Annotated in this window: 24 protein-coding genes; 5 read left to right on the top strand and 19 right to left on the bottom strand. The window is 72.3% G+C overall.

The genetic code is table 11. The annotated features are described in order from the left end of the window. Nucleotides 1-156 precede the first annotated feature (156 nt). Nucleotides 157-666 carry a MarR family winged helix-turn-helix transcriptional regulator gene (locus ABT147_RS25615; RefSeq protein ID WP_351410088.1) on the bottom strand — a complete coding sequence of 170 codons (510 nt, stop codon included), beginning with the start codon at nucleotides 664-666 and terminating at the stop codon, nucleotides 157-159. 80 nt (nucleotides 667-746) lie between these two features. Between ABT147_RS25615 and ABT147_RS25610 the strand changes: the two genes are divergently transcribed. Continuing rightward, on the top strand, nucleotides 747-1694 hold the full coding sequence (locus tag ABT147_RS25610; protein WP_351410086.1) for an alpha/beta hydrolase fold domain-containing protein: 948 nt from the start codon (nucleotides 747-749) through the stop codon (nucleotides 1692-1694). Between the two features lie 156 nt (nucleotides 1695-1850). On the opposite strand, the gene ABT147_RS25605 is transcribed toward ABT147_RS25610, so the two are convergent. The 8 genes from ABT147_RS25605 to ABT147_RS25570 form a co-directional block, all read right to left on the bottom strand. Beyond that, the gene (locus tag ABT147_RS25605; RefSeq protein ID WP_351410084.1) at nucleotides 1851-2801 is read right to left on the bottom strand and encodes a catechol 2,3-dioxygenase; all 951 of its coding nucleotides are present in this window, start codon (nucleotides 2799-2801) and stop codon (nucleotides 1851-1853) included. A 10-nt stretch (nucleotides 2802-2811) separates the two neighbouring features. Beyond that, nucleotides 2812-3870, bottom strand: coding sequence for a 4-oxalomesaconate tautomerase (locus ABT147_RS25600; RefSeq protein ID WP_351410240.1), 1059 nt, complete (start codon nucleotides 3868-3870; stop codon nucleotides 2812-2814). Nucleotides 3871-3937: 67 nt separating this feature from the next. Further along, nucleotides 3938-4648, bottom strand: a complete 711-nt coding sequence (locus ABT147_RS25595; RefSeq protein ID WP_351410082.1) for a 4-carboxy-4-hydroxy-2-oxoadipate aldolase/oxaloacetate decarboxylase — start codon at nucleotides 4646-4648, stop codon at nucleotides 3938-3940. After that, nucleotides 4648-5400, bottom strand: a complete 753-nt coding sequence (locus tag ABT147_RS25590) for a PIG-L deacetylase family protein (protein WP_351410079.1) — start codon at nucleotides 5398-5400, stop codon at nucleotides 4648-4650. Before ABT147_RS25590 ends, ABT147_RS25595 begins: the two co-directional genes overlap by 1 nt. Before the next feature lie 62 nt (nucleotides 5401-5462). Continuing rightward, nucleotides 5463-6113 (bottom strand): GntR family transcriptional regulator, encoded by a 651-nt coding sequence (locus ABT147_RS25585; RefSeq protein ID WP_351410077.1) that lies wholly within the window; start codon nucleotides 6111-6113, stop codon nucleotides 5463-5465. Between the two features lie 158 nt (nucleotides 6114-6271). Beyond that, nucleotides 6272-7882 (bottom strand): CocE/NonD family hydrolase, encoded by a 1611-nt coding sequence (locus ABT147_RS25580; RefSeq protein ID WP_351410075.1) that lies wholly within the window; start codon nucleotides 7880-7882, stop codon nucleotides 6272-6274. Further along, a complete protein-coding gene (locus ABT147_RS25575; RefSeq protein ID WP_351410073.1) occupies nucleotides 7879-8529 on the bottom strand; it encodes a TetR/AcrR family transcriptional regulator in 651 nt (216 codons plus the stop codon). The genes ABT147_RS25580 and ABT147_RS25575 overlap by 4 nt, the downstream gene beginning before the upstream one ends. A gap of 75 nt (nucleotides 8530-8604) precedes the next feature. Beyond that, nucleotides 8605-9411: an EamA family transporter gene (locus ABT147_RS25570; RefSeq protein WP_351410238.1), complete on the bottom strand. Its 807-nt coding sequence runs from the start codon at nucleotides 9409-9411 to the stop codon at nucleotides 8605-8607. A gap of 224 nt (nucleotides 9412-9635) precedes the next feature. Here ABT147_RS25570 and ABT147_RS25565 point away from each other — a divergent pair, with 224 nt between their 5' ends. Further along, a complete protein-coding gene (locus ABT147_RS25565) occupies nucleotides 9636-10514 on the top strand; it encodes a LysR family transcriptional regulator (protein ID WP_351410071.1) in 879 nt (292 codons plus the stop codon). Here ABT147_RS25565 and ABT147_RS25560 read toward each other — a convergent pair. From ABT147_RS25560 to ABT147_RS25525, 8 genes are all read right to left on the bottom strand, one after another. Continuing rightward, on the bottom strand, nucleotides 10499-12211 hold the full coding sequence (locus ABT147_RS25560) for a hypothetical protein (RefSeq protein ID WP_351410068.1): 1713 nt from the start codon (nucleotides 12209-12211) through the stop codon (nucleotides 10499-10501). The two genes, ABT147_RS25565 and ABT147_RS25560, sit on opposite strands and share 16 nt — an antisense overlap. Nucleotides 12212-12272: 61 nt before the next feature. After that, nucleotides 12273-14105, bottom strand: a complete 1833-nt coding sequence (locus tag ABT147_RS25555; RefSeq protein ID WP_351410066.1) for a flavin-containing monooxygenase — start codon at nucleotides 14103-14105, stop codon at nucleotides 12273-12275. A 104-nt stretch (nucleotides 14106-14209) separates the two neighbouring features. Continuing rightward, nucleotides 14210-15049 carry an SDR family oxidoreductase gene (locus tag ABT147_RS25550; protein ID WP_351410064.1) on the bottom strand — a complete coding sequence of 280 codons (840 nt, stop codon included), beginning with the start codon at nucleotides 15047-15049 and terminating at the stop codon, nucleotides 14210-14212. Next, a complete protein-coding gene (locus ABT147_RS25545; protein ID WP_351410061.1) occupies nucleotides 15030-16241 on the bottom strand; it encodes an NAD(P)/FAD-dependent oxidoreductase in 1212 nt (403 codons plus the stop codon). Before ABT147_RS25545 ends, ABT147_RS25550 begins: the two co-directional genes overlap by 20 nt. Beyond that, entirely contained in the window at nucleotides 16238-16435 is a 198-nt protein-coding gene (locus ABT147_RS25540; RefSeq protein WP_351410059.1) for a ferredoxin, read from the bottom strand. Before ABT147_RS25540 ends, ABT147_RS25545 begins: the two co-directional genes overlap by 4 nt. 124 nt (nucleotides 16436-16559) lie before the next feature. Then, nucleotides 16560-17804: a cytochrome P450 gene (locus ABT147_RS25535; protein ID WP_351410057.1), complete on the bottom strand. Its 1245-nt coding sequence runs from the start codon at nucleotides 17802-17804 to the stop codon at nucleotides 16560-16562. Nucleotides 17805-18170: 366 nt separating this feature from the next. Next, the gene (locus ABT147_RS25530) at nucleotides 18171-18893 is read right to left on the bottom strand and encodes a response regulator transcription factor (protein ID WP_351410236.1); all 723 of its coding nucleotides are present in this window, start codon (nucleotides 18891-18893) and stop codon (nucleotides 18171-18173) included. Nucleotides 18894-19171: 278 nt separating this feature from the next. Then, nucleotides 19172-19693, bottom strand: a complete 522-nt coding sequence (locus ABT147_RS25525) for a MarR family winged helix-turn-helix transcriptional regulator (protein WP_351410055.1) — start codon at nucleotides 19691-19693, stop codon at nucleotides 19172-19174. Nucleotides 19694-20130: 437 nt separating this feature from the next. Between ABT147_RS25525 and ABT147_RS25520 the strand changes: the two genes are divergently transcribed. The 3 genes from ABT147_RS25520 (at nucleotide 20131) to ABT147_RS25510 (ending at nucleotide 23126) form a co-directional block, all read left to right on the top strand. Beyond that, complete coding sequence (locus ABT147_RS25520; protein ID WP_351410052.1) at nucleotides 20131-21063, top strand: SGNH/GDSL hydrolase family protein; 933 nt, start codon at nucleotides 20131-20133, stop codon at nucleotides 21061-21063. A gap of 85 nt (nucleotides 21064-21148) precedes the next feature. Beyond that, entirely contained in the window at nucleotides 21149-21916 is a 768-nt protein-coding gene (locus tag ABT147_RS25515; RefSeq protein ID WP_351410050.1) for an SDR family NAD(P)-dependent oxidoreductase, read from the top strand. Nucleotides 21917-22082: 166 nt separating this feature from the next. Further along, nucleotides 22083-23126, top strand: coding sequence for a zinc-dependent alcohol dehydrogenase (locus ABT147_RS25510; RefSeq protein ID WP_351410048.1), 1044 nt, complete (start codon nucleotides 22083-22085; stop codon nucleotides 23124-23126). A gap of 143 nt (nucleotides 23127-23269) precedes the next feature. On the opposite strand, the gene ABT147_RS25505 is transcribed toward ABT147_RS25510, so the two are convergent. Further along, a complete protein-coding gene (locus ABT147_RS25505) occupies nucleotides 23270-23914 on the bottom strand; it encodes a response regulator (protein ID WP_351410046.1) in 645 nt (214 codons plus the stop codon). 70 nt (nucleotides 23915-23984) lie between these two features. Beyond that, on the bottom strand, nucleotides 23985-25184 hold the full coding sequence (locus tag ABT147_RS25500; RefSeq protein WP_351410044.1) for a sensor histidine kinase: 1200 nt from the start codon (nucleotides 25182-25184) through the stop codon (nucleotides 23985-23987). Nucleotides 25185-25202 lie beyond the last annotated feature (18 nt).

The following is a 25202-nucleotide window of genomic DNA, read 5'->3' as shown; positions in this document are numbered from 1 at the left end:
CGTGGGGCTTCTCGCGCAGTTCCCCGCAGCCCCTGAAAAGCAGGGGCTGCGCCCGCTGCTTTTCAGGCCCGCAGGGGCCTGAAGTTCTCAGGGGCGCGGGGAACTGCGCGACCAGCCCCCACCCGCCCGCACCCGACAACGCACCCCGCCGCGGTTTCAGCCGGTCCGGATCTGATCCGCCGGTTCGAGGTCGTTGGCGTGGGCGAGGAAGTCGTCGACCATCCGATGGAAGAGCCCCGCGAGCTGCTGGAGCTCCTCGGGCGACCACTCGGCGAGCGCCATCTGCATACCGCGGACACCCGCTTCGCGGATGCGGTCTATGGCCTGCCGGCCGAGCGCCGTCAGCTCGATGCGCTGGGCGCGGCGGTCGTCCGGGTCGGGTACGCGGGTGACGTAACCGGTCTTCTGGAGCTGCTGGACCTGGCGGGTGACATGGGAGGCCTCGACGCCCAGGCGGTTGGCCAGCTCTCCCGGCCGCAGCGGCTCGGAGTCGGCGATCTGGCGCAGCAGAGCCACGGCGGCCCGGTCCAGCGGCACTCCCGCGAGGCTCATCAGGCGCTCGTGCGCCCGGGCCCGGGTGCTGAGGTAGGTGATGCGAGTGAGGGCTCGCTCGATCTCGATCACCTCTGGGGAGGAGGGGTCGGAGGGTAGCGGTGATGGGGACATGGGATCTACTTTACCATCTTGTTGCCTGACTCAAGTAAGTTCATCGCTCGGGCAGCGCCCTCGGACCGAATGGAGCCCCCATGTCCTTTCTCGCCCGTCCGGCGGTGGCCGTCTTCGCCGCCAAGGCGATGCAGCGCCTCCAGGCCCTGGCGAACCGCCGGGCCACCGGGCGCGGTTCCACCGCCTTCTGGCTCGCCCGTCTCCCCGAATACACCTGCGCCACCCGCGAGTTGACCGTCCCCACCTCGTTCGGCCCGGCCCGCGCCGTGCTGTATCTGCCCGCCGACACAGAGGGCGCCCTTCCGCCGCCGGTCCACGTCAACTTCCACGGCGGCGGCTATGTCATGCCGCAGATCGAGCTGGACGACTCGCTGTGCCGGTGCATCGCGGCCGTCGCGGGCGTCGCCGTGCTCAACGTGGACTACGTGGTCGCCCCGCAGCACCCGTTCCCCGCGCCGCCCCGGCAGGCCTACGAGATCGTCACATGGGCCGCCGAGCACGGGAGCGAGCACGGCTGGGACGGCGGCCGGCTCTCCGTGGGCGGCCAGAGCGCGGGCGGCGGACTCGCTGCCGCGGTGGCCCGCCAGGCGCTGGAGCAGGGCGGGCCCTCGATCGCCCTCCAGGTCCTGCACTATCCCCCGCTCGACCTGGCCACCGGCGCCCGCGACAAGCGGGCCGCCATCGCCAGGCCCATGCTGCGCCCGTGGATGGCGGACGTCTTCGACAGCGCGTACGTCCCGGACCCGAAGCAGCGCGCCGACCGCCTTGTCTCGCCCGCGCACCCCTCGGACACCGCCGACCTCAAGGGCATCGCCCCGGCCTTCGTCGTCACCGCCGAGTACGACCTCCTCAAGGCCGAGGGCGTGGCGTACGCCGACCGGCTCCGCACGGCCGGATCACTGGTCGGCCACCACGACATCGTCGGAGTCGACCACGGTTACGACACCCAGGACGAGGACAAGGCCCGCGAGGTGTACCCGCTGATCGCGGAGCAGGTGCGGCGGGTGTTCGACAAGGGGGCCGTGTAGGACGGTCGCCTCCGGGCGTCATGGCACGGGCGTCAGACACGGGCGTCAGACACGGGCGTCAGACACGGGCGTCATGACAATGGCGCCATGGCACAGGGGGGAGGCCGGCCCGGATCCGTGGGCCGGCCCTTCGTGCGGTGGACCAGCGTGGGCCCGTCAGTCGACCGGGGGTGTGCCGTGTGTGTGGAAGGACTCGATGGTCTTCAGGCCCCAGGCCTGGCCCTTGGCGCGCTCGGCCTGGGTCCAGGTGATGAGCGGCCAGTCGGGGGCGAGGACGAGCCGGGTGAGCGGGTTGCACAGCTCGATCCGGTTGCCGCCCGGCTCGTAGACGTAGAGGAAGAACGTCTGCTGGATGGCGTGCTTGTGCGGGCCGGTCTCGATGAACACGCCCTGGTCCAGGCAGAGATCGGCGGCCCGCAGGATGTCCTCGCGGGTGTCGGTGGCGAACGCGATGTGGTGCAGCCGGCCGCGTGAGCCGGTCCAGTCCTCGGTGTAGACGACGTCGTACGACTTGTTGGTGAAGGTCAGCCACTGGGCGGCGACCTTCCCGGTGTCGAGGACGATCTGTTCGGTGGGGCGGGCACCGAGGAGGTCGCGGGTGAAGGCGGCGTTGGCCCCGACGTCGGCGGCGAGGAAGTTGAGGTGGTCGAGGCGGCGTACGCCGACGCCGTGGCCGGGCTTGGCCTGGGGCTGGTTCTTCAGGCCCGGTCTGAGGTCGGCCGGTGCCTCGTACCACTCGCTCTCCCAGTACAGGGCGACCTCGTGGCCGTCGGGGTCGGTGGTGACGTAGAGCGGGCCGATGCCGGGTTCGTCCTCGACCCAGCGGCCCGCGCGCCCGGTGTTCTCCAGTTCCTCGACCCGGCGCCGCAGGGCCTCCTCGCCGGAGGTGCGCAGGGCGGTGCGGCGGATGCCGTTGGTGGAGTGGGCGGTGAGGGTGAGGCTGTGGTGTTCGTAGTCGTCCCAGGTCCGCAGGTGGACCGAGCCGCCGGAGCGGCCGTTCTCGGTCAGGCCCAGGATCTCGGTGAAGAACCAGAGGCTGCCGTCGAGGTCGGGGGTGAGCAGTTCGACATGCCCGAGGTGGGCGATGTCGCCGAGCGGCGGGGGCATCGGTGACTCCTTAGGGGCGGGAAGAGCGGGCGGCGGGGCGGGGGAAGACCGTGCCGTCGAAGATCTTGCGGGCGGTGCGGACGACGGCGGTGCGGCTCGCCGAGGGGGTGCCGTCGGGGCCGTAGGTCACACCGGACTCGATGTCGAGGAAGCCGGTGGGGTGTTCGATGCGCAACCGGTCGCCGGTGGCCGGGAGTCGGGCGATGCCCTCGGCCACTCCCCCGGTGATGCGCAGCCCGGCGGCCACGCTCGCCGCGCCCAGCACACCGATGGAGGTGTGGCAGCGCACCGGGATGAAGGTGCGGGTGGCGACCGCGCCGCCGTCCCGGGGCGGGGCGAGCAGGCCGAGCTTGGGCACGGTGGTGTGCTCGACGTCGCCGAGGCCCATCAACCGGCCCGCCGCCAGCCGGATTTCCCGCAGCCGGTCGGCGAGGGCCGGATCGTCCTCCAGGTCCTCGGGGGCCTCGTGGCCGGTGACCCCCAGGGCGGTCGCGGGGATCAGGACGGTCGGCATGCCGTTGTCCACACAGGTGACCTCCGTGCCGGCGACGACGTCCCGGGCGTTCCCGGTGGGCAGCAGGGGGCTGCCGCCGCCCGGGAACTCGATCACCACGGGCGCGGCCGTCCCCGGCACCCCGGAGATCTCCGTGTCCCCGGTGACCGCGATCCGGCCGCCGGGGGTGGGGAAGGTGGCGACGGCGAGGTCACCGCTGTTGAGCATGCGGACGCGTACGGACGTCTCCGGCTCGCCGGCGGTCACCAGCCCGCGTTCGACGGCGAACGGGCCGACTCCGGCGAGCAGGTTGCCGCAGTTCTGACGGTCGCTCACCTCCGGTGTGTCCACGCCGACTTGGAGGAACAGGTAGTCGACATCGACCTCCGGGGCGGCCGACGCGGACACCACTGCCACCTTGCTGGTCAGGGGGTGGGCCCCGCCCAGGCCGTCGATCTGGCGTGGGTCGGGGCTGCCCAGGACGCGGAGCAGCAGGTCGTCGCGGTCGGCCGGGTCGACGGGCAGTTCCTCGGCGAGGAAGTAGGCGCCCTTGGAGGTGCCGCCGCGCATCAGCATGCAGCGGACTCCCCCGGACCACCCGGTCACGGCCGGGCCTCCTCGCCGGCGTGCGCCTCGCGCGGGCTCACGACTCGCCGCTCTCCGCGGCGTACTCCTCGTACGACCGGTAGGTCACCCCGAGGCGTACGAGGGTCTCGCGCAACCCGTAGCGGTCCAGGCCGAGTTGGCCGTCGAGGAAGGCGGCGCGGGAAGCGGCCTCCTTGCGTTCGCGGGCCTCGGACGCCTCGGCCGTCCGCCGGGCCTGTGAGCGGGGTACGACGACCACGCCGTCGTCGTCGGCGAGGATCACGTCGCCGGGGTGGATGAGTTGGCCGCCGATGGCCACGGGGACGTTGACGGAGCCGCCGGTGGCCTTGACGGTGCCCTGGGGGCTGACGGCGGCGGCCCAGGCGGGGAAGTCCATCGCCCGCAGTTCGGCGGTGTCACGGATGCCCGCGTTGATGACCAGGCCGCGTACGCCCCGCCGTCGGAGGGCGGTGGCGAAGAGTTCGCCGAACATGCCGTCGGTGGACGGCGAGGTGGTGGTGACGACCAGGATGTCGCCGTCGCCGCACTGTTCGACGGCCGCGTGGATCATGAGGTTGTCGCCGGGCCAGGAGAGGACGGTGACGGCTGTGCCGACGATCCGGGTGTCCTGCTGGATCGGGCGGAGGTGGGTGCCGAGCAGACCGGTGCGGCCCATCGCCTCGTGGACGGTGGCGACGCCGTACCGGCCGAGCGCCTCGACGTCCTCGGGGTCCGCCTTCGGCGGGTTGGTGACGATCACACCGGCCATCAGTCCAGCACCTCCGTGACCTGCGGGTAGGGACGCATGTACGCCTCGGCCATGGTCCGGTGGGCGAGGCCCAGGTTGGGGCCCGCGTTGCGTTTGAGCTGGACTCCCCGGCGTACGGCGAGGTCGGTGTAGTAGTCCCACAGGTGTTGCTGGGCGCCCAGGCACTCCATGGCCTCGCGCTTGGTCTCCCAGACGTCGGTGATGTCGAGGAGGACCTCGGGCCTGAAGCCGCACATCTCGGGCTGGTGGGGCTCGAAGAAGAACACCGGCGGGGCGCCGATGATCTCGCCCTCGGCGGGGTAGCCGATGGCCTGGGCGAGGACCCGGGCGTCCAGGGCCATGCGGGCGGCGGCCGGGTGGTCGCCGTTGTAGGGGTCCTCCAGCGGGTGGGTGAGGACGACGTCCGGCTGGGCCGCGCGGTAGACGGCGACCAGGCGGTCGGTGAGTTCGGGGGTGCCGGTCAGCGGGTAGTCGCCGGCGTCGAAGAAGACGATCCCGGCGCCGAGGGCGGCGGCGGCCCTCTCCGCCTCGTCCCGGCGGATCGCCTTGATCTCGTCCAGCTTCCGGCCCTCGCGCCAGGCCTTCGCGGACTCGCCGCGCTCGCCGAAGGTCAGACAGGCGATGGTGACCTTCTCCCCGCGCGAGGCCGCCAGGGCGATGGCGCCGCCGGCCCTCCACACGAAGTCCCCCGCGTGCGCGGTGATGACGAGTGTCGATCGAGGTGGGGCGGCGGAAGCCGTGCCGTCGGTCATGTGTCAGCTCTCCTCGGTGGACGGGCGGGTCCGCCCACCCCGGAGCGTCGTGCGCGGCGCGGCTAGGCGCGCAGCGCGGTGATCACGCTCGTGAGGTGGGCGCGGACGGCCTCCTCGGCCGCCCGTGGGTCCCTCGCCGTGATCGTCTCGATCATGGCCAGGTGTTCACCCAGGGAGTGCTGGGGCCGTCCCGGTCGCAGCGCCAACTGGAAGCGGTGGCGCACCAGTTGGGCGTTGAGCCGCTCCAGCAGTTCCACCGCCGTCCGCTGGCCGGAGATCTCCCGGATGCGGGCGTGCAGCCGCTGGTTCAGCTCGGAGTACGTCACCGGTTCGCCGTCGGCCACGGCCTTGGTCATCGCCGTGCCGATGTCGGCCAGTTCGGCGAGCTGGTCGTCGGTGGCCTCGGTGGCCGCCTTCGCCGCGCACAGCCCTTCGAGTGCCATGCGGCACTCGCTGATGGCGACCGCTTCCTCCACGCTCACGACCCGCACCCGCGAGCCCCGGTTGCGGATCCGCTCGACCAGTCCCTCAGCCTCCAGATCGATCAGCGCCGCGCGGATGCTGGCCCGTGTCACACCGAACCGCTCGGCGAGTTCGTTCTCCACCAGCCGCTGAGCCGGTGCCATCTCGCCGTGCAGGATCGCCTGCCGCAGCTGCGCCAGCGCGAGCTGCTTGGCCTGCTCTCCGGTGCCCGGACGGGCTTCCTCCCGCATCGTGCCCTCCCTGAGTGAGTGCCTGTCGAACGTAAATCTACGTCAACAAGATTGTCAACAATTTCGTTGGCACATGGTCGCTCCACTTGTGAGGCCCCTTGTGAGGCCTCGTGCGGGGCTGCTCACGGGACTGCTCACGTGGCTGCTCGCGGGGCCGCTCAAACGGCCGTGCGCACCGGCAGGATCACCGCCGAGAGGTGCTCCGGACCGTGGTGGACGCTCTGGTCGGCCGCCCGGAGGGTGGTGGCGGTGGCGAGGGGCTCGCCGGTGCCCGGGTTGCGGGCGTAGCGCGGGAAGGCGCCGCTGGAGACCTGGACCCGGATGCGCCGGCCGCGCCGGAAGCGGTGGGCGGTGGGCCACAACCGGACGGTGGCGCGGCCGAGTTCGTCGGCGCCGGTGAGGCTGGTCAGTCCGTCGCAGACGTTGACCGAGCGGCCCTTGTCGTCGACCTCGCAGAGCCGGACGAAGACATCGGCGTACGGCAGGCTGGAGCGGAACCAGATCTCGGCGCTCACCTCGCCGACGACCTCGACGTCCTCCTCCAACACGGCGGTGGTGTAGGTGAGTACGTCCGGGCGGGCCTCCAGCGCGGTGTTGTCGACGCGCCCGGCGCCGGGCGGCATGGCCACCCCGCCGACGGAGGGGGTCGGGTCCGCCGGGTCGTAGCGGTACCCGTCGGATTCCGGGGCGGTGGGCGGCTCGGCGGCCAGGGCTCCGCCGGGCCGGAGGTGGAGGCGCCGCTCCTCGTACCCCTTCGGCGGCCAGGACGCGAAGTCGCGCCAGGCCTCCTCGCCCGTCACGTACAGCCGTACCGGGGCGCGCTCCGGGGGCTGTTCGCCGCGCGCGTGGGCGAGGCCGAACTCGACGGCCTCGCGCGTCAGGGTGTTGTCGATCGAGGTGTGCGTCCAGGGCCCGACGGTCAGCCGGGCCTCGCGGCCCGCCGCCTGAAGAGCCGTGAAGTCCCGTATCTGGCCGGGCAGGAAGATGTCGTACCAGCCGCCGATGGAGCTGACGGGGACGGTCACGTCGGCCACCCGGTCCCGGTGGTCGAGGCCGGCCCAGCGCGGGTCGTCGGCGTCGTGGGCGAGGATGTCCTGGATGTACGGGGAGCGCTGTCCGAGGGCGGCGAGGTCGGCGTCGGCGAGGGGCAGGGTGTCGAGGGCGCGGCGGACGCGCCTCAGCTCCAGGGGCTGGCGGACCATCGCGAACGGGCGTTCCTGCTTGGCGATCATCGCGCCCCAGCCGAACGGCGTCTGCAGCGACATCCCGTCCCCGCGCAGGAACTCCAGGGTGAGCGCGGACTCCGTCATGTGCGGGATCATGGCCTTGACCTGCGGCGGCACCCGGTCGGCCACCGCCCACTGCACATAGCCCATGTAGCTGGTGCCGATCAGCACGATCGCGTCGCCGGCCCACGGGCGCTCCACCAGCCAGTCCAGGGTGGCCAGGCCGTCCGCGCGTTCCTGCCGCATGTAGTCGGGGGTGCCGCCGGAGCCGAAGCCGCCCCGGGTGCTCTGGATCAGTACCTGGTAGCCGCGCTCGGCCAGCGGCCGGACCGCCCCGAGGGCGATGGCGCCGCGCCTGCCGTACGGGCAGCGGATCAGCGCGGTCGGCAAACCCTCGCCGCCGGTGCGGGGCGCCCAGCGGTCGGCCAGCAGCTCGACCCCGTCGGGCATCGGCACCCGGAGGTCCCGTTCGACGACGAGGTCCCGGGTGAGCGGCGGGGGCAGTTTCAGCGCGCGCTGGATGAGGTGGCTGCTCAGGTTCACCGGCGTTGCTCCTGGTTCGGTGCGGGCGTGGTGGACCGGCCCAGGGCGGTGGCGACCACGGGCAGCATCCGCATGAGCCGGTCGGTGAACTCCTCGGGGTCGAGGGGGTCTTCGCCCTCCACGACCCAGGTGTTGACGACGGCGGAGGCGCCGCCGGTGAGGAACGTGGCGAGGTCGTCGACCAGTTCGGGTGCCAGGTCGGTGCCGTACCGCCGGCGTACGACCTCCCGGTTGGCCGGGACGATCAGCTCGGTCAGCCCCCTGTTCAGGTCGAACGCGCGGGACCCGGTGAGCATCGCGCGGTAGAAGCCGCGGTGTTCCGCGAAATGGCGTGCCATGGCCAGCACTCCGGCCCGGTCCGTCGCGTCCGCCGCCTCGTACGCGGGGCCCTCGATCAGTTCGCGCCGGGCGAGGTCCAGCGCGGCCCGGAGCAGCAGCCCGTCGCGGTCGCCGAACTGCTGGTAGAGCACCTGACGGCTGACATCCGCGGCCTCGGCGATCTCCGACACCGGGATCGCCGTCGTGCCGCGCTCGGTGACCAGGGCGATCGCCGCCCGCATCAGCGCGGAGCGGGAGCGGCGGACCCGGCGGTCCATGGGCGGGCGCGGGGTCGTCGGCCCGGCGGGTGCCGAGGGTTCCGGCTTCATGACGAAGATAATGGACACCTGTCAAGAAATGAGCAAGTGTCCATGAACATTGCACCGAGTCGGCGACGGACAGCGTCAGGGGCGGCGGGGTACGAGCATGCTCAGCGCGTTCGCCGCGACCACCGCGCCGATGGCGGCCCACTCCCACCGGCCCAGGGCCTGCCCGAGCATGATCCAGCCCGCCAGGGCGGCCAGGACGGGGTTGACGCTCATGAAGAGCCCGAAGACCTGGGCGGGCACACGACGCAGGGTGAACACGTCCGCGAGGTACGGCACGGCCGAGGCGAGGATCCCGGCGGCGATCGCGTAGCCGACGGCACCGGCGGTGGGCGGTTGCCGTGCTACGACGCCGACGCCGACCGGCAGGAAGGCCAGGGCGGAGAGCGCGGCAGCGGCGGCGGAGCCCTGGGCGCCGGGGATACGGCGGCCGACCGTACGGTTGAGCAGGATGTACGACGCCCAGCAGACGGCGGCGAGGAGGCCGAGCCCCATGCCGAGGTAGTCGGCGGAGGGCTGCGGCCGCATCAGGGTGACCACGCCGAGGGCGGCGATCAGCGCGCAGCACGCGTCGATACGGCGGCGCGAGCCGGCCAGGGCGATGGCGAGCGGGCCGAGGAACTCCAGGGTCACCGCGAGCCCCAGGCCGATGCGGTCGATGGCGGTGTACAGCGACAGGTTCATCGTCCCGAACACCAGCGCCAGCAGCACCACCGGCCACCACTGCCGTGCGGTGAAGGACCTCCACCGCGGCCGACCGACGGCCACCAGGACGAGCGCGGCCACGTACTGCCGTATCGCGACGACCCCGGCGGGCCCGAGCACCGGGAAGGCCAGCGAGCCCAGCGCGGCCCCGACCTGGTTGGACGCCCCGCAGCCGACCATGGTGAGCACGGCCAGTAGCCGCCCCCCGCCCGGCTCGGGGGCGGCGGCCGGTGCCGAGGACGAAGACGGGGACAGGGCGGAGGACGCGGGGACCTTACCGGAGGAGGCGAGACCCGTACCGGCGGAGGCGGGGGCGGAGACTGCGGCGGAGTCCATGGGCCGATCGTGCGCCCGGCCGACCGTTGCGCAAAATGCATCCTCTTCGCGATCTATACGCTGGAGTCATGGATGACAGGGACCCGGCGGTCAGGGAGGTAGAGCTGCGGCAGCTGCGCTGTCTCGTGGCGATCGTCGAGGAGGGCACCTTCACCGACGCGGCCATCGCCCTCGGTGTCTCCCAGGCGGCCGTGTCCCGCACCCTGGCCTCGCTCGAACGGGCCCTGGGCGTACGGCTGTTGCGGCGCACCTCGCGCGAGGTGACGCCGACGCCGACCGGGCTGCGGGTGGTGTCGCACGCGCGGCGGGTGCTCGGTGAGGTGGACGACCTGGTGCGGGAGGCGACCTCGGGCCAGGTGCGGCTGCGGATCGGATACGCCTGGTCGGCGCTCGGCCGGCACACACTGACGTTCCAGCGCCGCTGGGGTGCCGCGCATCCGGAGACGGATCTGCAGTTCGTGCGGGCCAACTCCCCGACGGCCGGGCTGGCGGAGGGCTCCTGCGATCTCGCCGTGGTCCGGCGGGCGGTGGACGACCGCCGGTTCGACTCGGCGATCGTGGGGCTGGAGCGGCGGCTGTGCGCGATGGCGAGCGACGATCCGCTGGCCCGGCGCCGGTCGGTGCGGCTCGCCGACCTGAGCGGGCGCATCCTGCTGGTGGACCGCCGCACCGGCACGACCACCACCGACCTGTGGCCGCCCGGCTCCCGTCCGGCGACGGAGACGACGCACGACGTCGACGAGTGGCTCACCATGATCGCGACGGGCCGCGCGGTCGGGGTGACGGCGGAGTCCACCGCCAACCAGTACCGGCGGCCCGGCGTCGTCTACCGGCCGGTGCGCGACGCCGAGCCGATCGCCGTCCGGCTCGCCTGGTGGCGGGACGACCCGCATCCCGCCACCCCGGCCGCCATCGAACTGCTGACGGCGCTCTACCGCTCCGGCTGAGCCCCCGCCCCCGCGCCCGCCTTCGCCTTCGCCTTCGCCTTCGCCTTCGGGGTGAGCCGCAGCACGGTGCCCTCGCCGTTGGCCGACAGCAGGAGGGTCCCGTCCGGTGCCGCCGCGAGGCCCGCGAAGCGGCGGGCCATGCCGGGCAGGATGTCCGCGAAGAGCGCCGGTTCGGTGCGGGGGACGACGCCCGGGGGCGGCCCCACCGGCAGGTCCTCCGCGTCGATCCGCCGCTCCCCCGTGGTGAGGTCGACCGCGCGCAGCGTGCGGTGCCCGGTCTCCACCACGAACAGTTCCTCGCCGAGGACCGCCAGACCCTGGGGTGCGCCCAGCCCGTCCGCGACGACGACCGTCCTGCCGTCCGCCTCGATCCGGAGCACCGTCCCGAGCCGTTCCTCGCTGACGTAGAGGCGGCCGTCCGCGTCGAAGGCCACGTCCGTGGGCTGGTCGAGGCCTTCGCGGAGCACGGTCACGGGCGCGGAGCCGCCTCCGTCGTTCCCGACGGCCACGACCCGGCCCGCGCCCGTCTCGGCGACCACGAGCGAACCGTCCGGTCCGACCGCGATACCGATGGGCCGGTTCAGCCCCCGTGCCCGCTCCAGGAGCGTCCCGCTCTCCCGGTGGTAGGTCTGCACCATGCCGAACTGCGAGGTGTAGTGCAGCAGTTCGCCCTCGGCGGCGATGCCGTGCGCGAAGGGCAGCAGGAGCTGGGTCTTCACCCCGCCGGGCCCGGTGACCTCGGACCCGCCGACCGGTTCGCCCTCGTCGCTCGTCGCCGGGCTCGCCAGCCGGTAGTGGTCGGCGGCGTACACCGTGCCGCCGAGGTCGACCGTGACGCCGTAGGGGCCGTCGAAGCCGCGGGGCACGAGGTCACGGGTGCGGCCGTCGGGGTGCAATTCGCTGACTCCGCCGGCGGCGTAGCTGGAGACGAACATGCGGTTCTCCGCGTCGAACGCCGCGTTGTCCAGGCCCTTCAGTCCGCTGGTGACGAGCGTCCGGGACCCGCCGCCGTGCAGGTCGATACGGGTCACGATGCCTTCCACACCGCGCGAGACGACATGCAGGACACCGCCCTGGTCGAAGCGGACCGCGACCGGTTCGTGCACGTCCTCGGCGACCACCTCGGGCGTCCCGCCGTCCGCCGGGATCCGCCAGACCTGGCCGGTGATCATGTGCGGGTAGTACAGATGACCGTCCGGGCCGCGCTGCATCGCGTTGCCGAGGGCCAGGCCCTCGGTGAGCACCACCGGGTCGCCGCCGTCCGGGAACAGCTCCAGCAGCCGGCCGTTGGGCTTCATCTCGTTGACGAAGAGCCGGTCCCCGACACAGGTGATGCCGTTGGGGTTCGTCACCTCGTCGGAGACGAGGCTGTACTCCCCCGCCGGGCTGCGCCGCCACACCAGGCCCGGCACCAGGTCGGCGATGTACATCGAGCCGTCGGCGCCGAAGGCGAGGTCGTCCGGCGACTGCACCGGGCTGTCCATGGGGACGACGATGTCGACGTCCCCGGTGGCCGTGTCGACGGCGCTGATCTGCCCGGCGAGGAACTGCGCCACGTACAGCCGTCCGTCGGGGCCGAAGGCGACACCGTTGGAACCCCACAGCGGGCTGGGCGGGTTGAGCCGCCGTGCCTCCCAACGGGCGCTGGTGGTACGGAGTTCACCGGTCTCGTCGTACCGGTTGGGCCGTGTGCTCATCTCGTCCTCCGCCCTCTGTCCCGCCCTTGTCCCGCTGGCTGTCCGGCCCTCGGTCCCCGCTTCACTCGGCACCGACGAGCACGTCGTCCATGCCGCCGTCCGCGCGCCAGCGCCGCAGCAGTTCGTGGAAGGCGACCGGTCCGTCGCCGTACGACTCGCTGCGCTCTCTGGGCCGGCCCTCGTTGTTGTAGTAGCCGGGGGTGCACTCCGCCTGGAACTTGTACAGGTCGGCGGCCTTCTCGCGGATGGTGGCGACCCAGGCGGCCTCGGCCTCGGCGGTCGGCTCGACGTACCGGGCGCGGCGCCTGCGGGCCTCGGCGACGACCTCGCCGACGTGGATCGACTGCTGGTCGAGGATGTGGACGTAGTTGACGGCGCTGGCGTTCTGCATCGGGCCGAGCTGGAAGAGGTTGGGGAAGCCGTGGCTGTAGAAGCCGTGGAGGGTCTTCGGGCCGGCCGTCATCCAGGTCTCCAGCAGACCGGCACCGTCCCTGCCGTACGCGGGGAGCTTGCCGGAGAGCAGCCCCGAGACGCCGACCTCGAAGCCGGTGGCGAAGATGACGCAGTCCACCTCGTACTCGACCCCGCCGACCACGACTGCCTTGTCGGTGATCCGCTCCACGCCGTGGGTGTCGGCCGTGTCGACGAGGGTGACGTTGGGCCGGTTGAAGGTCTGCAGATAGCTGTCGCTGAAGGTGGGCCGCTTGCACATGTAGCGGTACCAGGGCTTCAGTTTCTCGGCGGTCTCCGGGTCCTCGACGATCGCCGCCACGCGGTCGCGCAGCTCGTTCATCTTCTGGAAGTCGGCGATCTCGTAGGCCCGTTCGCGCTCGTCCGCCGGGACGTCCGCGTACGCGTCGGTCGGGATCAGCTTCTCCTGGAGGCGGGCGCTGCTGGTCCAGGCGTCGTTCACCAGGTCCTCGTCGGCCCGGACGCCGGTGACGGTCTTGAGGAAGTTGTCCATGCGCTGCCCCTGCCAGCCGGGGGTGAGCGTCTTCGCCCACTCCTCGTCGGTGGGGCCGTTGCCGCGTACGTCGACCGTGGAAGGCGTGCGCTGGAAGACGTAGACGTGTGCCGCGTCGGCCCCGAGGTGGGGGACGACCTGGATGGCGGTGGCGCCGGTGCCGATGACGGCCACGCGCTTGTCGGCGAGCCCGGTGAGGCCGCCGTTCGCGTCGCCGCCGGTGTAGTCGTAGTCCCAGCGGCTGGTGTGGAAGGTGTGGCCCTTGAAGGTCTCGATGCCGGGGATGCCGGGGAGCTTGGGCTGGCTGAGGGTGCCGCTGGAGACGACGACATAGCGGGCCCGGATGCGGTCGCCGCGGTCGGTGGCGACGATCCACTCCAACTCGGTCTCGTCCCAGCGCAGTTCGGTGGCGACGGTCTGGAAGGCCGCGTCCCGGTAGAGGTCGAAGTGGCGGCCGATGGCGCGGGTGTGCTGCCGGATCTCCTCGCCCGGCGCGTACTTCCATTTCGGGACGTAGCCCAGCTCTTCGAGCAGCGGGAGGTAGATGTACGACTCGATGTCGCAGTGGATGCCGGGGTAGCGGTTCCAGTACCAGGTGCCGCCGAAGTCGCCGCCCTTCTCGATCACCCGGATCGACTCGACGCCCGCCTGCCGCAGCCGGGCCCCGGCGAGCAGTCCGCCGAAGCCGCCGCCGATGACGACGGCCTCGACGCGGTCGTGCAGCGGTTCGCGGGTGAACTCCTGGTCGCCGTAGGGGTCGTCGTCGTAGTACCCGAACTCACCGGCGATCCGCTGGTACTGCGCGCCGCCGTCCGGCCGGATCCGGCGTTCGCGCTCGGCCCGGTAGCGGGCGCGGAGGGCTTCCGGGTCGAAGCCCAGTTCCTCGGGGTCGAGCGATGTGGGGCCGGACGGCGTGTGGGGGGTGGACATCGGTGTCCTCTCTGCGGTCCTCGTACGTCTGGTGTGGATACGTCTGGTGTGGAGTTGTGCGGTGGGGCGCTCGCGGGTCCTGTTCCCGGCCGGCCACCCTGTGCTCAGGCCGGTCGGTGGCGTCGTAGCCAGGCGGCCTGGCCGCCGTCGACGAGCAGGTCCGTGCCGGTGATGTAACGCGATTCGGGGCCGGTGAGGAATGCCACGGCGTCGGCGATCTCGGCCGGGGTGCCGGTGCGGCCCGCGCCGCTCGCCTCCAGCATCGCGAGCATGCGCGCACCGCTCGGGCCCTCGGCCTCCGTCCTCGACATGGCGGTGGCGATGACTCCGGGGCTGACGCTGTTGATCCGGGCGCCGCGCCGGTTCCAGGCGAGCGCGGCGGCCTCGACGCGCACCTGGTTGGCCCGCTTGGACACGATGTACGCACGCGTCGAGCTGTCCCCGACGGCTGCGACGGCACCGATCCCGAGGAGTTCCTCCGCCGGGGCCGTGGCGAGGGCGGTCTCGTCCTCGCGGCTGAGGGAGGCGACATGGCCGGCCATGCTGGAGACACAGACCATGGCCGTCCCCGGCACGGCCACGCCCTCGAAGGCGTCGATGACATGGGCCGTGCCGAGCACGTTGACCTCCAGGATCGTCCTCGCCGCGCCCTGGGCGGCGGCGACACCCGCGGTGTGCGCGACGGCCGCCACCCGGCCCTCGCCGGCCGCCTCCGCCGCGAGCGCGTCGACGGCCGCGCGATCGGAGACATCGGTCAGGACACCCCGTACCGCGTACCCTTCGTCGCGCAACGCGTCGACGGCCCGGTCGAGTTGAGCGCGCGAGGCGTCGGCCAGGAGCAGGCTCCGCCCGCTGCCGATCCGGCGGGCGATCGCCACGCCCATGCCGCCGGCTCCGGTGACGACGACCACGTCACGGCCTCGGTCAGGCGGCTGTCCCGCCATGTTCGACCTCCTCCAGCAGAGTCGATCTCTCGTCGGGGACCGCCTCCCGCCACAACGCACCGGACGCGATGGCCTGCCGCCACTGCCGGATCGCCTTGGGCGGCATACCAACCGCGAGGGCACCGGTGACCCGGTCGCCGGTGCGGTAGACGGCCACGAAACGGCGTTCGGCCGGCTCCCCGTCGACGACCGCCACCTCGTCGTGGCCGCGCAGATAGCCGTAGGCCTGGACCTTCATGTCGTACTGGTCGGACCAGAAGTACGGCACGGGCGCGAACGGCTTGCGGGCGTCGGGGTGGAGCAGGTTGCGGGCGGCGGCCATGCCCTGCTCGGCGGCGTTCGTACGGTGTTCGATGCGCATCGAGGTGCCGAAGAGCGGGTTGTGCCAGCGGGCGACGTCACCGGCCGCGTAGACGTTCCTCGCGGCCTCGCAGTACTCGTCGCACAGCACGCCGTCGCCGACGGCCAGGCCGCTGTCCACCAGCCATTCGGTGTTGGGCAGCGAGCCGATGGCGACCAGCACCTCCTCGGCCTCGATCACCTCGCCGTCGGCGAGGCGTACGCCGTCCTCGGTGACCTCGGTGACGGTGACGCCGGTGCGCAGATCGACCCCGTGGTCGAGGTGGGCCCGGGACAGCACCGCGCCGACCTCCCCGCCGACCGCGTGCGCCAGCGGCACCGGTGCCGGTTCCAGGAGGGTGACCTTCGCGCCGAGCCGCCAGGCGACGGCCGCGGCCTCCGCGCCGAGGAACCCGGCGCCGACCACGACCAGCCGCGTCCCCGGCGTCAGCCGCTCCCGCAGGGTCAGCGCGTCGTCCAGGGTGCGCAGCACGTGCGCGCCCTCACCGGGCAGCCTGCGCGGGCGTACGCCGGTGGCGATGACCAGTCCGTCGTACGGCAGCGAGGAGCCGTCGGCGAGCCGTACCTCGCGTTCCCCCAGGTCCAGGCCGGTCGCGGCGGCCCCGAGGCGCAGGTCCACGTCGAGCCCGTCGAGATGGGCCGGGGTACGCAGGGTCAGCCGGTCGGTGTCCCACTCCGCCGAGAGGAGCTGCTTGGACAGCGGGGGCCGGTCGTACGGGGCATGGGGTTCGTCGCCGACGAGGGTGAGGGTGCCGTCGTAGCCCTCGCGGCGCAGCGTCTCGGCCGCCGCCAGTCCGGCGGCCGAGGCACCCACGACCAGGATCCGCCTCACTGGTCCACCAGTCGGATCGCGGCGGCGGGGCAGATCGCGATGGCCTCCCGCACGCCGTCCATGAGGTCGTCGTCGGGGTGCTCCACCAGCAGGATCGCCACGCCGTCGTCGTCGCGCTGGTCGAACACCTCGGGGGAGGCCATCACACACTGGCCGGAGGCCACGCACTTCGGTTCGTCGAGGTCCACACGCATGGGTCGCTCCTCAATTCTCGGTACTTGTGGGGGGGTTCGGTACTTGTGGGGGGGGTGTCACCGGGTCACGCCCTGGAACACGGGGGGGTGTGACCAGGTCACGTCCTGGAACGCGTGGGGGGCGTCACCAGGTCACGGGCAGGCACTTCACGCCGTACGCGGTCCCGGTGTGGTTGAACGCCAGCTGCTCGACCGGGGCGGCCGGGCTCAGGGTGGGGATGCGCTTGTAGAGCGTCCCGTAGACGACCTGGAGCTCCAGCCGGGCCAGGTTCTGGCCCAGGCACTGGTGGGGGCCGTAGCCGAACGCGTTGTGCTGGCGGGCGGGGCGGCTGAGGTCCAGTCGCTCGGCCTCGGGGAAGGCGTTCGGGTCCCAGTTGGCGGTCTGGAGGTCGAAGAGGATGCCGTCGCCCTTGCGGATGACCTGGCCGCCGATCTCGATGTCGTCCTTGGCGACGCGGCGCAGGCCCGTCTGGACGATGGAGAGGTAGCGCAGCAGTTCGTCGACGGCGCCGTTGATGACCTTCAGGTCGTCGGTCTCGCGCAACACGGCGAGCTGGTCGGGGTGTTCGAACAGGGCGAGGGTGCCGAGGCTGATCATCGTGGCGGTGGTCTCGTGCCCGGCGATCAGCATGGCGACGCCCATGTTGACGGCCTCTTCGTGCTCCATCTCGCCCGCCTTGACCCGGCCGGCCATCTCCGAGAGCACATCGTCGGCCGGCTCCACGAGCTTCTCCCGGAACAGGCTGTCCAGGTACTGGTTCAGAGCACGGCCGGCCAGGCCCGCCTCCTCCGGCGTGAGGGAGCTGTCGAGGACCCGGTTGCTGTTCTCCTGGAAGAACTCGTGGTCCTCATACGGCACTCCGAGCAGCTCGGCGATGACCAGCGACGGCACGGGCAGGGCCAGCGCGGTGAGCAGGTCGGCCGGGTCGGGGCCGGCCAGCATGGCGTCGATCAGGTCGTCGACGATCTTCTGCACGGTCGGACGCATCGCCTCGATCCGCTTCACCAGGAACGGTGCGTTGACCGAGCGGCGCAGCCGGGTGTGCTCCGGCGCGTCGGTGTTGGTGATGAGCTTCGGGGTGTGCGGGGCGATGGCCGCGCGGTGGGCGTTGACGTGGGGGAAGGCCGGCTCGTGGTCGTCGTTGCTGATCCGCGGGTCGGTGAGCAGGGTGCGCTGGTCGGCGTGCCGGGTGATCAGCCACGGGGTGCTGCCGTTCCAGATCCGCACCTTGGTGATCGGCTGCTCACGGCCGCGCAGCTCCGTCGCGGCGGGCGGCGGCGCGAGCGGGCAGCCCGTGGCCCTGGGCATCGGGTACTCGGGGCACTGTCCGCTGGTGTCGGACGCGGCGTCGGTCAGCGTGTCGGCCATGGTCTCTCCTCGGTGGTGGGGGCTCCGGTGGGGGTGGAGCGCCGGGGGATGTTTCGAGGCCTCGATGAACACATGCAAACAGAGCGGTCTGACGGCTCCCGGCCAGTTACCTGACAGGAAGCTGACGTGACCCGGATCACATGTCGAGTGGTGACGATGGGACGCGCGGGACGGATATCCGGCCACAACAGGCTTCCACCGAGCCCCAGTTGACGTCCACACCAATGTCCGGAGTCGGGGTCGCGGGAACGAGGAAGGGCGGCGCCAGAACGGTCTGGCGCCGCCCTTCCGGCGACCTCGCGGCGGTCAGGTGGACAGACGCGTTTCGGACACATTTGCTTCTCGAAGTGCCCTCGGAAACTTCATTCAGTGTTCCTGGCCGGCCGAACCGCCGAGCCAGTAGCCGAAGCCCCGGCGGGTGTGGATCAGCGGCGGGCCGTCGCGGTCCACCTTGCGGCGGAGGCGGGAGACGAGCTGCTCGATGGCGTTGTCGCCGTGGAAGTCGCCCCACACATAGCGGCCGATCTGCTCCTTCGACAGGACCTTGTGCGCGTTGACGAGGAGATAGCGCAGCAGCCGGTACTCCGCCGGCGTGAGGTTCAACGCCCGGCCCGCGCGCAGGGCCTGACAGGCGGGGTCGTCCAGGACCAGGTCGCAGTACGACAGTTCGTTGTCCCGCCGGACGGGTTTTCGGCCACGGAGCAGGACCTGGGCGCGGGCCAGGACCTCGGCGATACGGAAGGGTTTGGTGACGTAGTCCTGCTCCCCCAGGCCGAGTTCGGGCAGAAGCCTGCCCAGGGAGTCGTACTGCGTCAGGAACAGCACGGGCGGGCGGTGGGCGACCGTGCGGCGCTCCCGCCCGAGGCCCTCCAGGTCCGGCAGGGCCAGATCGAGCACCACCAGGTCGAAGCGCTGCTCGGTGAGCCGCGCCACCGCCTCCGCGCCCGACTCCGCCGTCTGGATCCGGTAGCCCGCCAACTCCAGTGTCGTGGACAGCAGTTCGGCGACGTCCGGATCGTGGACCACGATCAGGACGTGCTGGCCCGCGCCCCGGGGAAGTGACGGTTTCTCACTGGCACTGCCGTACATGGTTAACGCCATTCGTGTCGGGCTCTTTCGTCGGGGGTGTGCGGTGGCTGTTGGGCCGGTTGTCGTGCGGGGCGGGGGCTTTCGGGGGGGGGCTTTCGGGGGGGGGAGGAGCGGCGGCTTCGGGGGGAGGAGCGGCGGCTTCGGGGGGAGGAGCGGCGGCTTCGGGGGCTGTGGATGCCTCTTCGCCGCGGGGGTTCTGCTTCGTGGGCGGCGTTCCGTGCTTCGTGGTTGCTCGCGCAGTTCCCCGCGCCCCTTACGGGGCTCACCGCCCCCCCTCCTCAGTCGGCCGGGGCAGGGGGTCCCGCGTCAGGGCCCTGGCCCTCGTCGACCGCGTAGGTGAGGAAGACCTCGACCATGCGGTGGAAGAGTGCGGCGAGTTGGCGGATCTGGTCGGGGGACCAGTCGGCGAGGGCCATGCGCATACCGACCGCGCCGGCCTCACGGATGCGGTCGATGGCCTCCTGGCCGGTGGGCGTGAGACGGATGCGCAGGGCGCGGCGGTCGCCGGGGTCGGCGACGCGGGTGACATGGCCGGACTTCTCCAACTGCTGCACCTGGCGGGTGACATGGGAGGCCTCGACGTCCAGCCGGCCCGCCAGCTCCCCCGGGCGCAGCGGCTCGGAGTCGGCCACCTGACGCAGCAGCGCCACGGCGGCCCGGTCCAGCGGTACCCCGGCGAGGGCCATCAGCCGCTCGTGCTGCCGGGCCCGGGTGCTCAGATAGGTGATCTGTGTCAGCGCCCGTTCGATCTCGATCACTTCCGGGGAGGCGGAATCGGCCGCCGGCGGCGATGGGGACATGGACATCACCCTACCCTTCTCGTTGCCTAACTCAAGCAATCCCATTCGGCTCGATTGCTTGACTCAAGTAAGTCACATGTGCTTGCCTAACTCAAGCAAGGCGACGAAGTGGTTCCGAACGGGACCGCGACGGACGAAGCCAGACCCCTCCGAGCCCAGGGCCCCCCGCCCTGGGCGACCCAGAACCGGGGCCGTTTGAGCGGAACGGCCCCGACGCGCCGCACCCGTGGGGACGGGGCACGGCGCCGTCCCCGGACCCGGCGCCGATCACCTCCCCCCGAACGGCGCCGGGCCCGGGGACACCCTCACGTCCCCGGCGCCGCACGCACGACGCGCCCGACCGCGTACGACCCGAACCCGCCCGGCCGCCCCAGCCGCCCCTCGCCCGGCCGAGCGAACACCGCACCACCCGCAGAGACGGAAGACAGGACACAGCGATGAGGACCTCTCTACGAGCCGGCCTGGCTGGGGCGCTCGCCTGCGGCGTGCTGGTCACCGCGATAAGCGTCGGACGGGACGGAGACGAGGGCAACGACGCCACCTCGCCCCCGACGGGCCCGTACGTCGCCCTCGGCGACTCCTACACGGCCGGGCCGAGGATCCCCGAACAGGGCGGCACCCCCGCCGGCTGTGAGCGGTCCGGCCGGAACTATCCGGCCCTCGTCGCCGCCGAGCTGAAGATCGAGGCATCCGACTTCCGCGACGTCAGCTGCACCGGAGCCACCATCGCCGACCTGTCCGCACCCCAGTCGACCGACGACGGCACCAACCCCGCCCAGTTCGACGCCCTGTCCCGCGCGACCCGGCTGGTCACGGTCGGCATCGGCGGCAACGACATCGGCTTCGCCTCGGCGATCCGGCGGTGCGTCACGAGCGGCGTGGTGTACCAGGTCACCGGCGGCCGGGACGGCGGCGACGACGCCCCCTGCGAGAAGCGGTACGTGTCCGGGGACGTCGACCAGGTGCGGCAGAGGATCGAGGCGGCCGACGGGCGGCTCGCCCGCGCGCTGGACGAGGTCGCCCGGCGGGCACCGAAGGCGCGGGTCTATGTGGTCGGCTACCCGGCGATCCTGCCCTCGGACGACGGGGACTGCGGCCGCGAGCTGGAGCTCGCCCCCGGTGACGTCTCCTTCGTCCGGAACAAGGAGCGCGAGCTGAACGGCATGCTGCGCGAGCGCGCCGAGGCCGCCGGGGCGCGATACGTCGACACGTACGAGCCGTCCGAGGGACACGACGCGTGTTCCGCCGAGGACACGCGCTGGATCGAGCCACTTCTGCCGCGCTCCCCCGCGGCCGCCGTACACCCCAACGAGCGCGGTGAGCGCGGCATGGCCGACGCGGTCCTGCACGCCCTCGGGGCGCTCCCATGACCCACCGGACCACTGATCGTGGGCCCGACCGGGCGGGAACTCCCCCGTCCGGCGACCGGCCCACCCGACGAAAGAAGGACAGTTCATGAGCAGTATCGGTCTCGAAGGCCGCGGTGTCGTCGTCACGGGCGCCGGTTCCGGCATCGGTCGGGCCGCGGCCCTGAAGTTCGCCGCGGCGGGCGCCAAGGTCCTGATCGCGGACCTCAACAAGGAGGCCGCCGAGGAGACGCTCAAGGCGATCGGGACGGCCGGCGGCACCGCTCTCACGGTCGTGGGCGACCTCAGCGAGCAGACGGTCGTCGACGAGGTCGTCGCGCGTGCCGTGGAGGCCTTCGGCGGGCTGGACGTCCTGGTGAACAACGCCGGGATCATGGACCGGATGTCGGCCCTCGCGGACGTCGACGACGCCGAGTGGGAGCGGGTCATCCGGATCAACCTGACCGCGCCGTTCCTGCTCACCCGGGCCGCCCTGCCGCACATGCTGGCGGCGGAGCGCGGCGTGATCGTCTTCACCGCCTCCGAGGCCGGACTGCGCGGCAGCGCGGCCGGTGCCGCCTACACCGCGTCGAAGCACGGTGTCGTCGGCCTGGTGAAGAACCTGTCGGTGATGTACCGCAAGCAGGGCATCCGGGCCAACGCGATAGCCCCCGGCCCCACGATGACCAACATCCAGGTCGACGCCGACCAGCAGGCCCACGGCCCGGCGGTCGTCGGCGGGCTGATCGGCGCCAACATCGGCCGGCTCGGCACGGCCGAGGAGCAGGCCGACGCGATCCTCTTCCTCGCCTCCGACGCGGCCGCCTTCGTCAACGGCGTGGTCCTGCCCGTCGACGACGCCTGGGCCGCCGTCTGACAGCCCCGGCCCGGGGCCCCGCCCGGGGCCGACCCGGTCGGGTCGGGGTTCACCGGAATCCGTCCGGGGCCCGGCCCGACCGGCGACACCTCCCTCTGTACGCCCACACTCACGCGGCGGCCGTCCCCGAGCCGCCCCGTAGTTCCTCCAGAAAGTGAGTCTCCCCATGGCCACGATGAAGTCCGTCCAGACCGCCGGTGTCGGCAAGGTCGAGGTCGTGGACGTCGAGCGCCCGGTGCCCGGGCCCAAGGACGTGCTCGTACGCATCCGCGCCTGCGGCATCTGCGGCACCGACGTGACCTTCCTCCACATGGGAGGCATGCCCTCCCGCGGTCACCAGGGCGGTGAGATGGTGCCGGTGCCGCTCGGCCACGAGCCGGCCGGTGAGATCGTCGAGGCCGGCGCCGAGGTCACCGGTCTCGCGGTGGGCGACCGGGTGGTCGTCAACCCGCAGGACGCGCCGACCGGCATCATCGGCTGCGGCGGCAAGTACGGCGGGATGAGCGAGTATCTGCTGATCGAGAACGCCGAGGTCGGCAAGGGTGTGGCGGTCTTCCCCGACACCGTGCCCTTCGACATCGCCTCCCTCAACGAGCCCATGGCCGTGTCCCGGCACTGCGTCAACCGCTCCGAGGCGGGCCCGGACGACAAGGTCGTCGTCTTCGGTGCCGGGCCCATCGGCCTCGGCGCGGCGATCTGGCTGAAGCTGCGCGGTGTGAAGCACGTGGTCGTCGCCGACGTCATCCCCTCCCGGCTGGAGAAGGCACTGGCCGTGGGCGCGGACGCCGTCATCGACTCCGCCGAGGAGGATGTCGCCGCCCGTCTGACCGACCTGCACGGCCAGTCCGCCAACGCGCTCGGCCAGCCCCGGCCCGGCACCGACATCTTCATCGACGCGGCCGGTGTCCCCGCCGTGTTCAACACCGTGGTGGGCTCGGCCAAGTGGGGCGCGAAGCTCGTCATGGTCGCCGTGCAGAAGAAGGGTTCGGAGATCGACCTCGGCGGCATGCTCCGCAGCGAGCTGACCCTCGTCGCCTCCCAGGGCTACCCCACCGAGATCTTCGAGGTCACGCCCGAGATCGTCGAGCACCACGAGCGCTTCGCCAAGCTCATCAGCCACCGGGTGCCGTCCACCGATGTCGCCCACGCGTTCGAGCTGGCGCTGACGCCGGGGGCGGCGGAGAAGGTCGTCGTGACGTTCGACGAGTAGGACGAGTACGACGAGTACGACGAGTAGGGCGAGTAGGGCGACACGGTCCTCGGACGCGAGGGGCCCGTCACCGGTTGTCGCCGGCGGCGGGCCCCTCGCCGTGCGGGCCCCTCGCCGTGCGGGCCGGCCGCTCTCGCCGCCCGCTATGTGTTGTTCAGGTACGCCAGCACGGCCAGCACCCTGCGGTGTCCGCTGTCGCTGGTCGGCAGGCCGAGCTTCAGGAAGACGTTGCCGATGTGCTTGCTCACCGCGCGTTCGGTGACGACGAGGGTCCTGGCGATGGTGGCGTTGTCGTGTCCCTCGGCCATCAGCTTCAGCACCTCGCGTTCGCGCGGGGTGAGCGAGTCGAGCGGTGAGTCCTTGCGGCGGGTCAGCAGCTCGGTCACCACCTCCGGGTCGAGCGCGGTGCCGCCGGCGGCGACCCGGTCCAGCGCGTCCAGGAACTCGTCGACCCGGCCGACCCGGTCCTTGAGCAGATAGCCGACCCCGCTCGCGCCCCCGCCGAGCAGTTCGGCGGCGTACGACTCCTCCACGTACTGCGAGAGGACCAGCACCGGCAGGCCGGGGATCCTCTGCCGGGCCTCCAGGGCGGCGCGCAGCCCCTCGTCGCGGAAGCCGGGCGGCATCCTCACGTCCAGGACGGCGACGTCCGGGCGGTGTTCCAGGAGGGCGGGGAGGACCTCGGGGCCGCTGCCCGCGACGGCCGCCACCTCGTGGCCGGCCGATGTCAGCAGCAGGACCAGGCCCTCGCGCAGCAGGGCGTTGTCCTCGGCGATCACCACGCGCACGGCAGTCCCACCTCTGTCCTCGGCCGCCGCGCTCGCGATGCCCCCGGATCGGCCGATGATTCCGTTTCGCTCACCATACGCAGGGCAGCAGCACGTCGATCACGGTGGGCCCCCCGACGGGACTGGTCACCGCCATGGTCCCGTCGAGCGCGGCGACCCGCCGCCGCATCCCGAGGATTCCGGATCCGCCCCTCGCGAAGGCCGCGTCGAGGCCGCTCTTGGTGGCCGCCCCGGACGCCTCGGCGCCGCCCCGGCCGTCGTCGCGCACCAGGACCCGCACGCCCCGGGCCGTGCGGGCGAGACCGACCTCGGCGTGGTCGCAGCCGCTGTGCTTGGCGGCGTTGGTCAGGGCCTCGGCGACCGCGAAGTATGCGGCGGCCTCCACCGCGGCGGGTGGACGCGGCTCGTCGGTGACCTCCAACCCGCTGACGTCCACGGCCACTTCGAGCCCGCTGCTCGCCGCCAGGGCCCGTACGGCGCCGGCCAGGCCCCGGTCGGTGAGGATCGGCGGGTGGATGCCGCGCACGACGTGCCGGAGCTCGGTCAGGGCGGCCTCCGCCTGGTCCTGGGCGTCGACCAGCAGCCTGCGGGCGGCGTCCGGGTCGCGGTCGTACGCGCGCTGGGCCAGCCCGATCCGCATGGAGAGCGAGACGAGGCGGGCCTGGGCGCCGTCGTGCAGGTCGCGTTCGATACGGCGGAGTTCGGCGCCGTGGGCGGCGATGGCGTCGGCCCGGGTCGCCGTCAGCTCCTCCACCCGCTCGGCGAGACGGGCCTTGGGCGAGGGCCTGAGCAGGGCCTCGGACCAGCGGGCGTCGAGGCCGGCGAGGCGGCTGATCCACGGCAGGACGACGGCTGCGCGGCGGAACAGTCCGCACCACACGCCGTCGACGACCAGGCCCAGCGGCCACAGGGGTACCGCGAGGAAGAAGAGGGCGCCGTAGAGGTAGTACGCGAGCATCCAGCGGGCGTCGGTGTGGGTGCCGGGGTCACGGACGGCGATCCGCAGACGCTCGCGCACGGTGCCCTCGATGGGCTGGTAGGCCTCGGGGACGGTCCGGCCGGTCCAGGCGGCCACCTGGTGGCGTTTCGCGCCGGCGATCCGGCGGATCAGCATCACGGTCTCGGGCAGCATCCAGGCGCCCACCACGGCGACGGTGGCGATCGCGGTGATCAGCAGCACCGTGATGAAGAGGTACATGCCGAAGCACATCGCGGCGGCGATGAACAGCTGAAGGGTCGCTCGCGCGGCCTGCCGCACCGTCTTGCCCATGGCGATCAGATTAGGCCA

This window comes from Streptomyces sp. NPDC001868, assembly GCF_040297125.1.
In the GTDB taxonomy this organism is placed as follows: domain Bacteria; phylum Actinomycetota; class Actinomycetes; order Streptomycetales; family Streptomycetaceae; genus Streptomyces.
Note: the sequence above shows the minus strand (reverse complement) of the source record. Positions and strands in the feature narration are given on the sequence as shown.

Excerpts from the sequence above, each read along its gene's own strand:
- ABT147_RS25560 (WP_351410068.1), bottom strand. The coding sequence starts at position 12,211 with ATGAGCACACGGCCCAACCGGTACGACGAGACCGGTGAACTCCGTACC.
- ABT147_RS25575 (WP_351410073.1), bottom strand. The coding sequence starts at position 8,529 with ATGAAGCCGGAACCCTCGGCACCCGCCGGGCCGACGACCCCGCGCCCG.
- ABT147_RS25565 (WP_351410071.1), top strand. The coding sequence starts at position 9,636 with ATGGATGACAGGGACCCGGCGGTCAGGGAGGTAGAGCTGCGGCAGCTG.
- ABT147_RS25600 (WP_351410240.1), bottom strand. The coding sequence starts at position 3,870 with ATGCTGATGCGCGGCGGCACCTCCAAGGGCGCCTACTTCCTCGCCGAG.
- ABT147_RS25525 (WP_351410055.1), bottom strand. The coding sequence starts at position 19,693 with ATGTCCCCATCGCCGCCGGCGGCCGATTCCGCCTCCCCGGAAGTGATC.
- ABT147_RS25510 (WP_351410048.1), top strand. The coding sequence starts at position 22,083 with ATGGCCACGATGAAGTCCGTCCAGACCGCCGGTGTCGGCAAGGTCGAG.
- ABT147_RS25555 (WP_351410066.1), bottom strand. The coding sequence starts at position 14,105 with ATGTCCACCCCCCACACGCCGTCCGGCCCCACATCGCTCGACCCCGAG.
- ABT147_RS25530 (WP_351410236.1), bottom strand. The coding sequence starts at position 18,893 with ATGTACGGCAGTGCCAGTGAGAAACCGTCACTTCCCCGGGGCGCGGGC.
- ABT147_RS25550 (WP_351410064.1), bottom strand. The coding sequence starts at position 15,049 with ATGGCGGGACAGCCGCCTGACCGAGGCCGTGACGTGGTCGTCGTCACC.
- ABT147_RS25515 (WP_351410050.1), top strand. The coding sequence starts at position 21,149 with ATGAGCAGTATCGGTCTCGAAGGCCGCGGTGTCGTCGTCACGGGCGCC.
- ABT147_RS25595 (WP_351410082.1), bottom strand. The coding sequence starts at position 4,648 with ATGGCCGGTGTGATCGTCACCAACCCGCCGAAGGCGGACCCCGAGGAC.
- ABT147_RS25605 (WP_351410084.1), bottom strand. The coding sequence starts at position 2,801 with ATGCCCCCGCCGCTCGGCGACATCGCCCACCTCGGGCATGTCGAACTG.
- ABT147_RS25610 (WP_351410086.1), top strand. The coding sequence starts at position 747 with ATGTCCTTTCTCGCCCGTCCGGCGGTGGCCGTCTTCGCCGCCAAGGCG.
- ABT147_RS25585 (WP_351410077.1), bottom strand. The coding sequence starts at position 6,113 with ATGCGGGAGGAAGCCCGTCCGGGCACCGGAGAGCAGGCCAAGCAGCTC.
- ABT147_RS25520 (WP_351410052.1), top strand. The coding sequence starts at position 20,131 with ATGAGGACCTCTCTACGAGCCGGCCTGGCTGGGGCGCTCGCCTGCGGC.
- ABT147_RS25615 (WP_351410088.1), bottom strand. The coding sequence starts at position 666 with ATGTCCCCATCACCGCTACCCTCCGACCCCTCCTCCCCAGAGGTGATC.
- ABT147_RS25500 (WP_351410044.1), bottom strand. The coding sequence starts at position 25,184 with ATGGGCAAGACGGTGCGGCAGGCCGCGCGAGCGACCCTTCAGCTGTTC.
- ABT147_RS25590 (WP_351410079.1), bottom strand. The coding sequence starts at position 5,400 with ATGACCGACGGCACGGCTTCCGCCGCCCCACCTCGATCGACACTCGTC.
- ABT147_RS25540 (WP_351410059.1), bottom strand. The coding sequence starts at position 16,435 with ATGCGTGTGGACCTCGACGAACCGAAGTGCGTGGCCTCCGGCCAGTGT.
- ABT147_RS25570 (WP_351410238.1), bottom strand. The coding sequence starts at position 9,411 with ATGGTCGGCTGCGGGGCGTCCAACCAGGTCGGGGCCGCGCTGGGCTCG.
- ABT147_RS25535 (WP_351410057.1), bottom strand. The coding sequence starts at position 17,804 with ATGGCCGACACGCTGACCGACGCCGCGTCCGACACCAGCGGACAGTGC.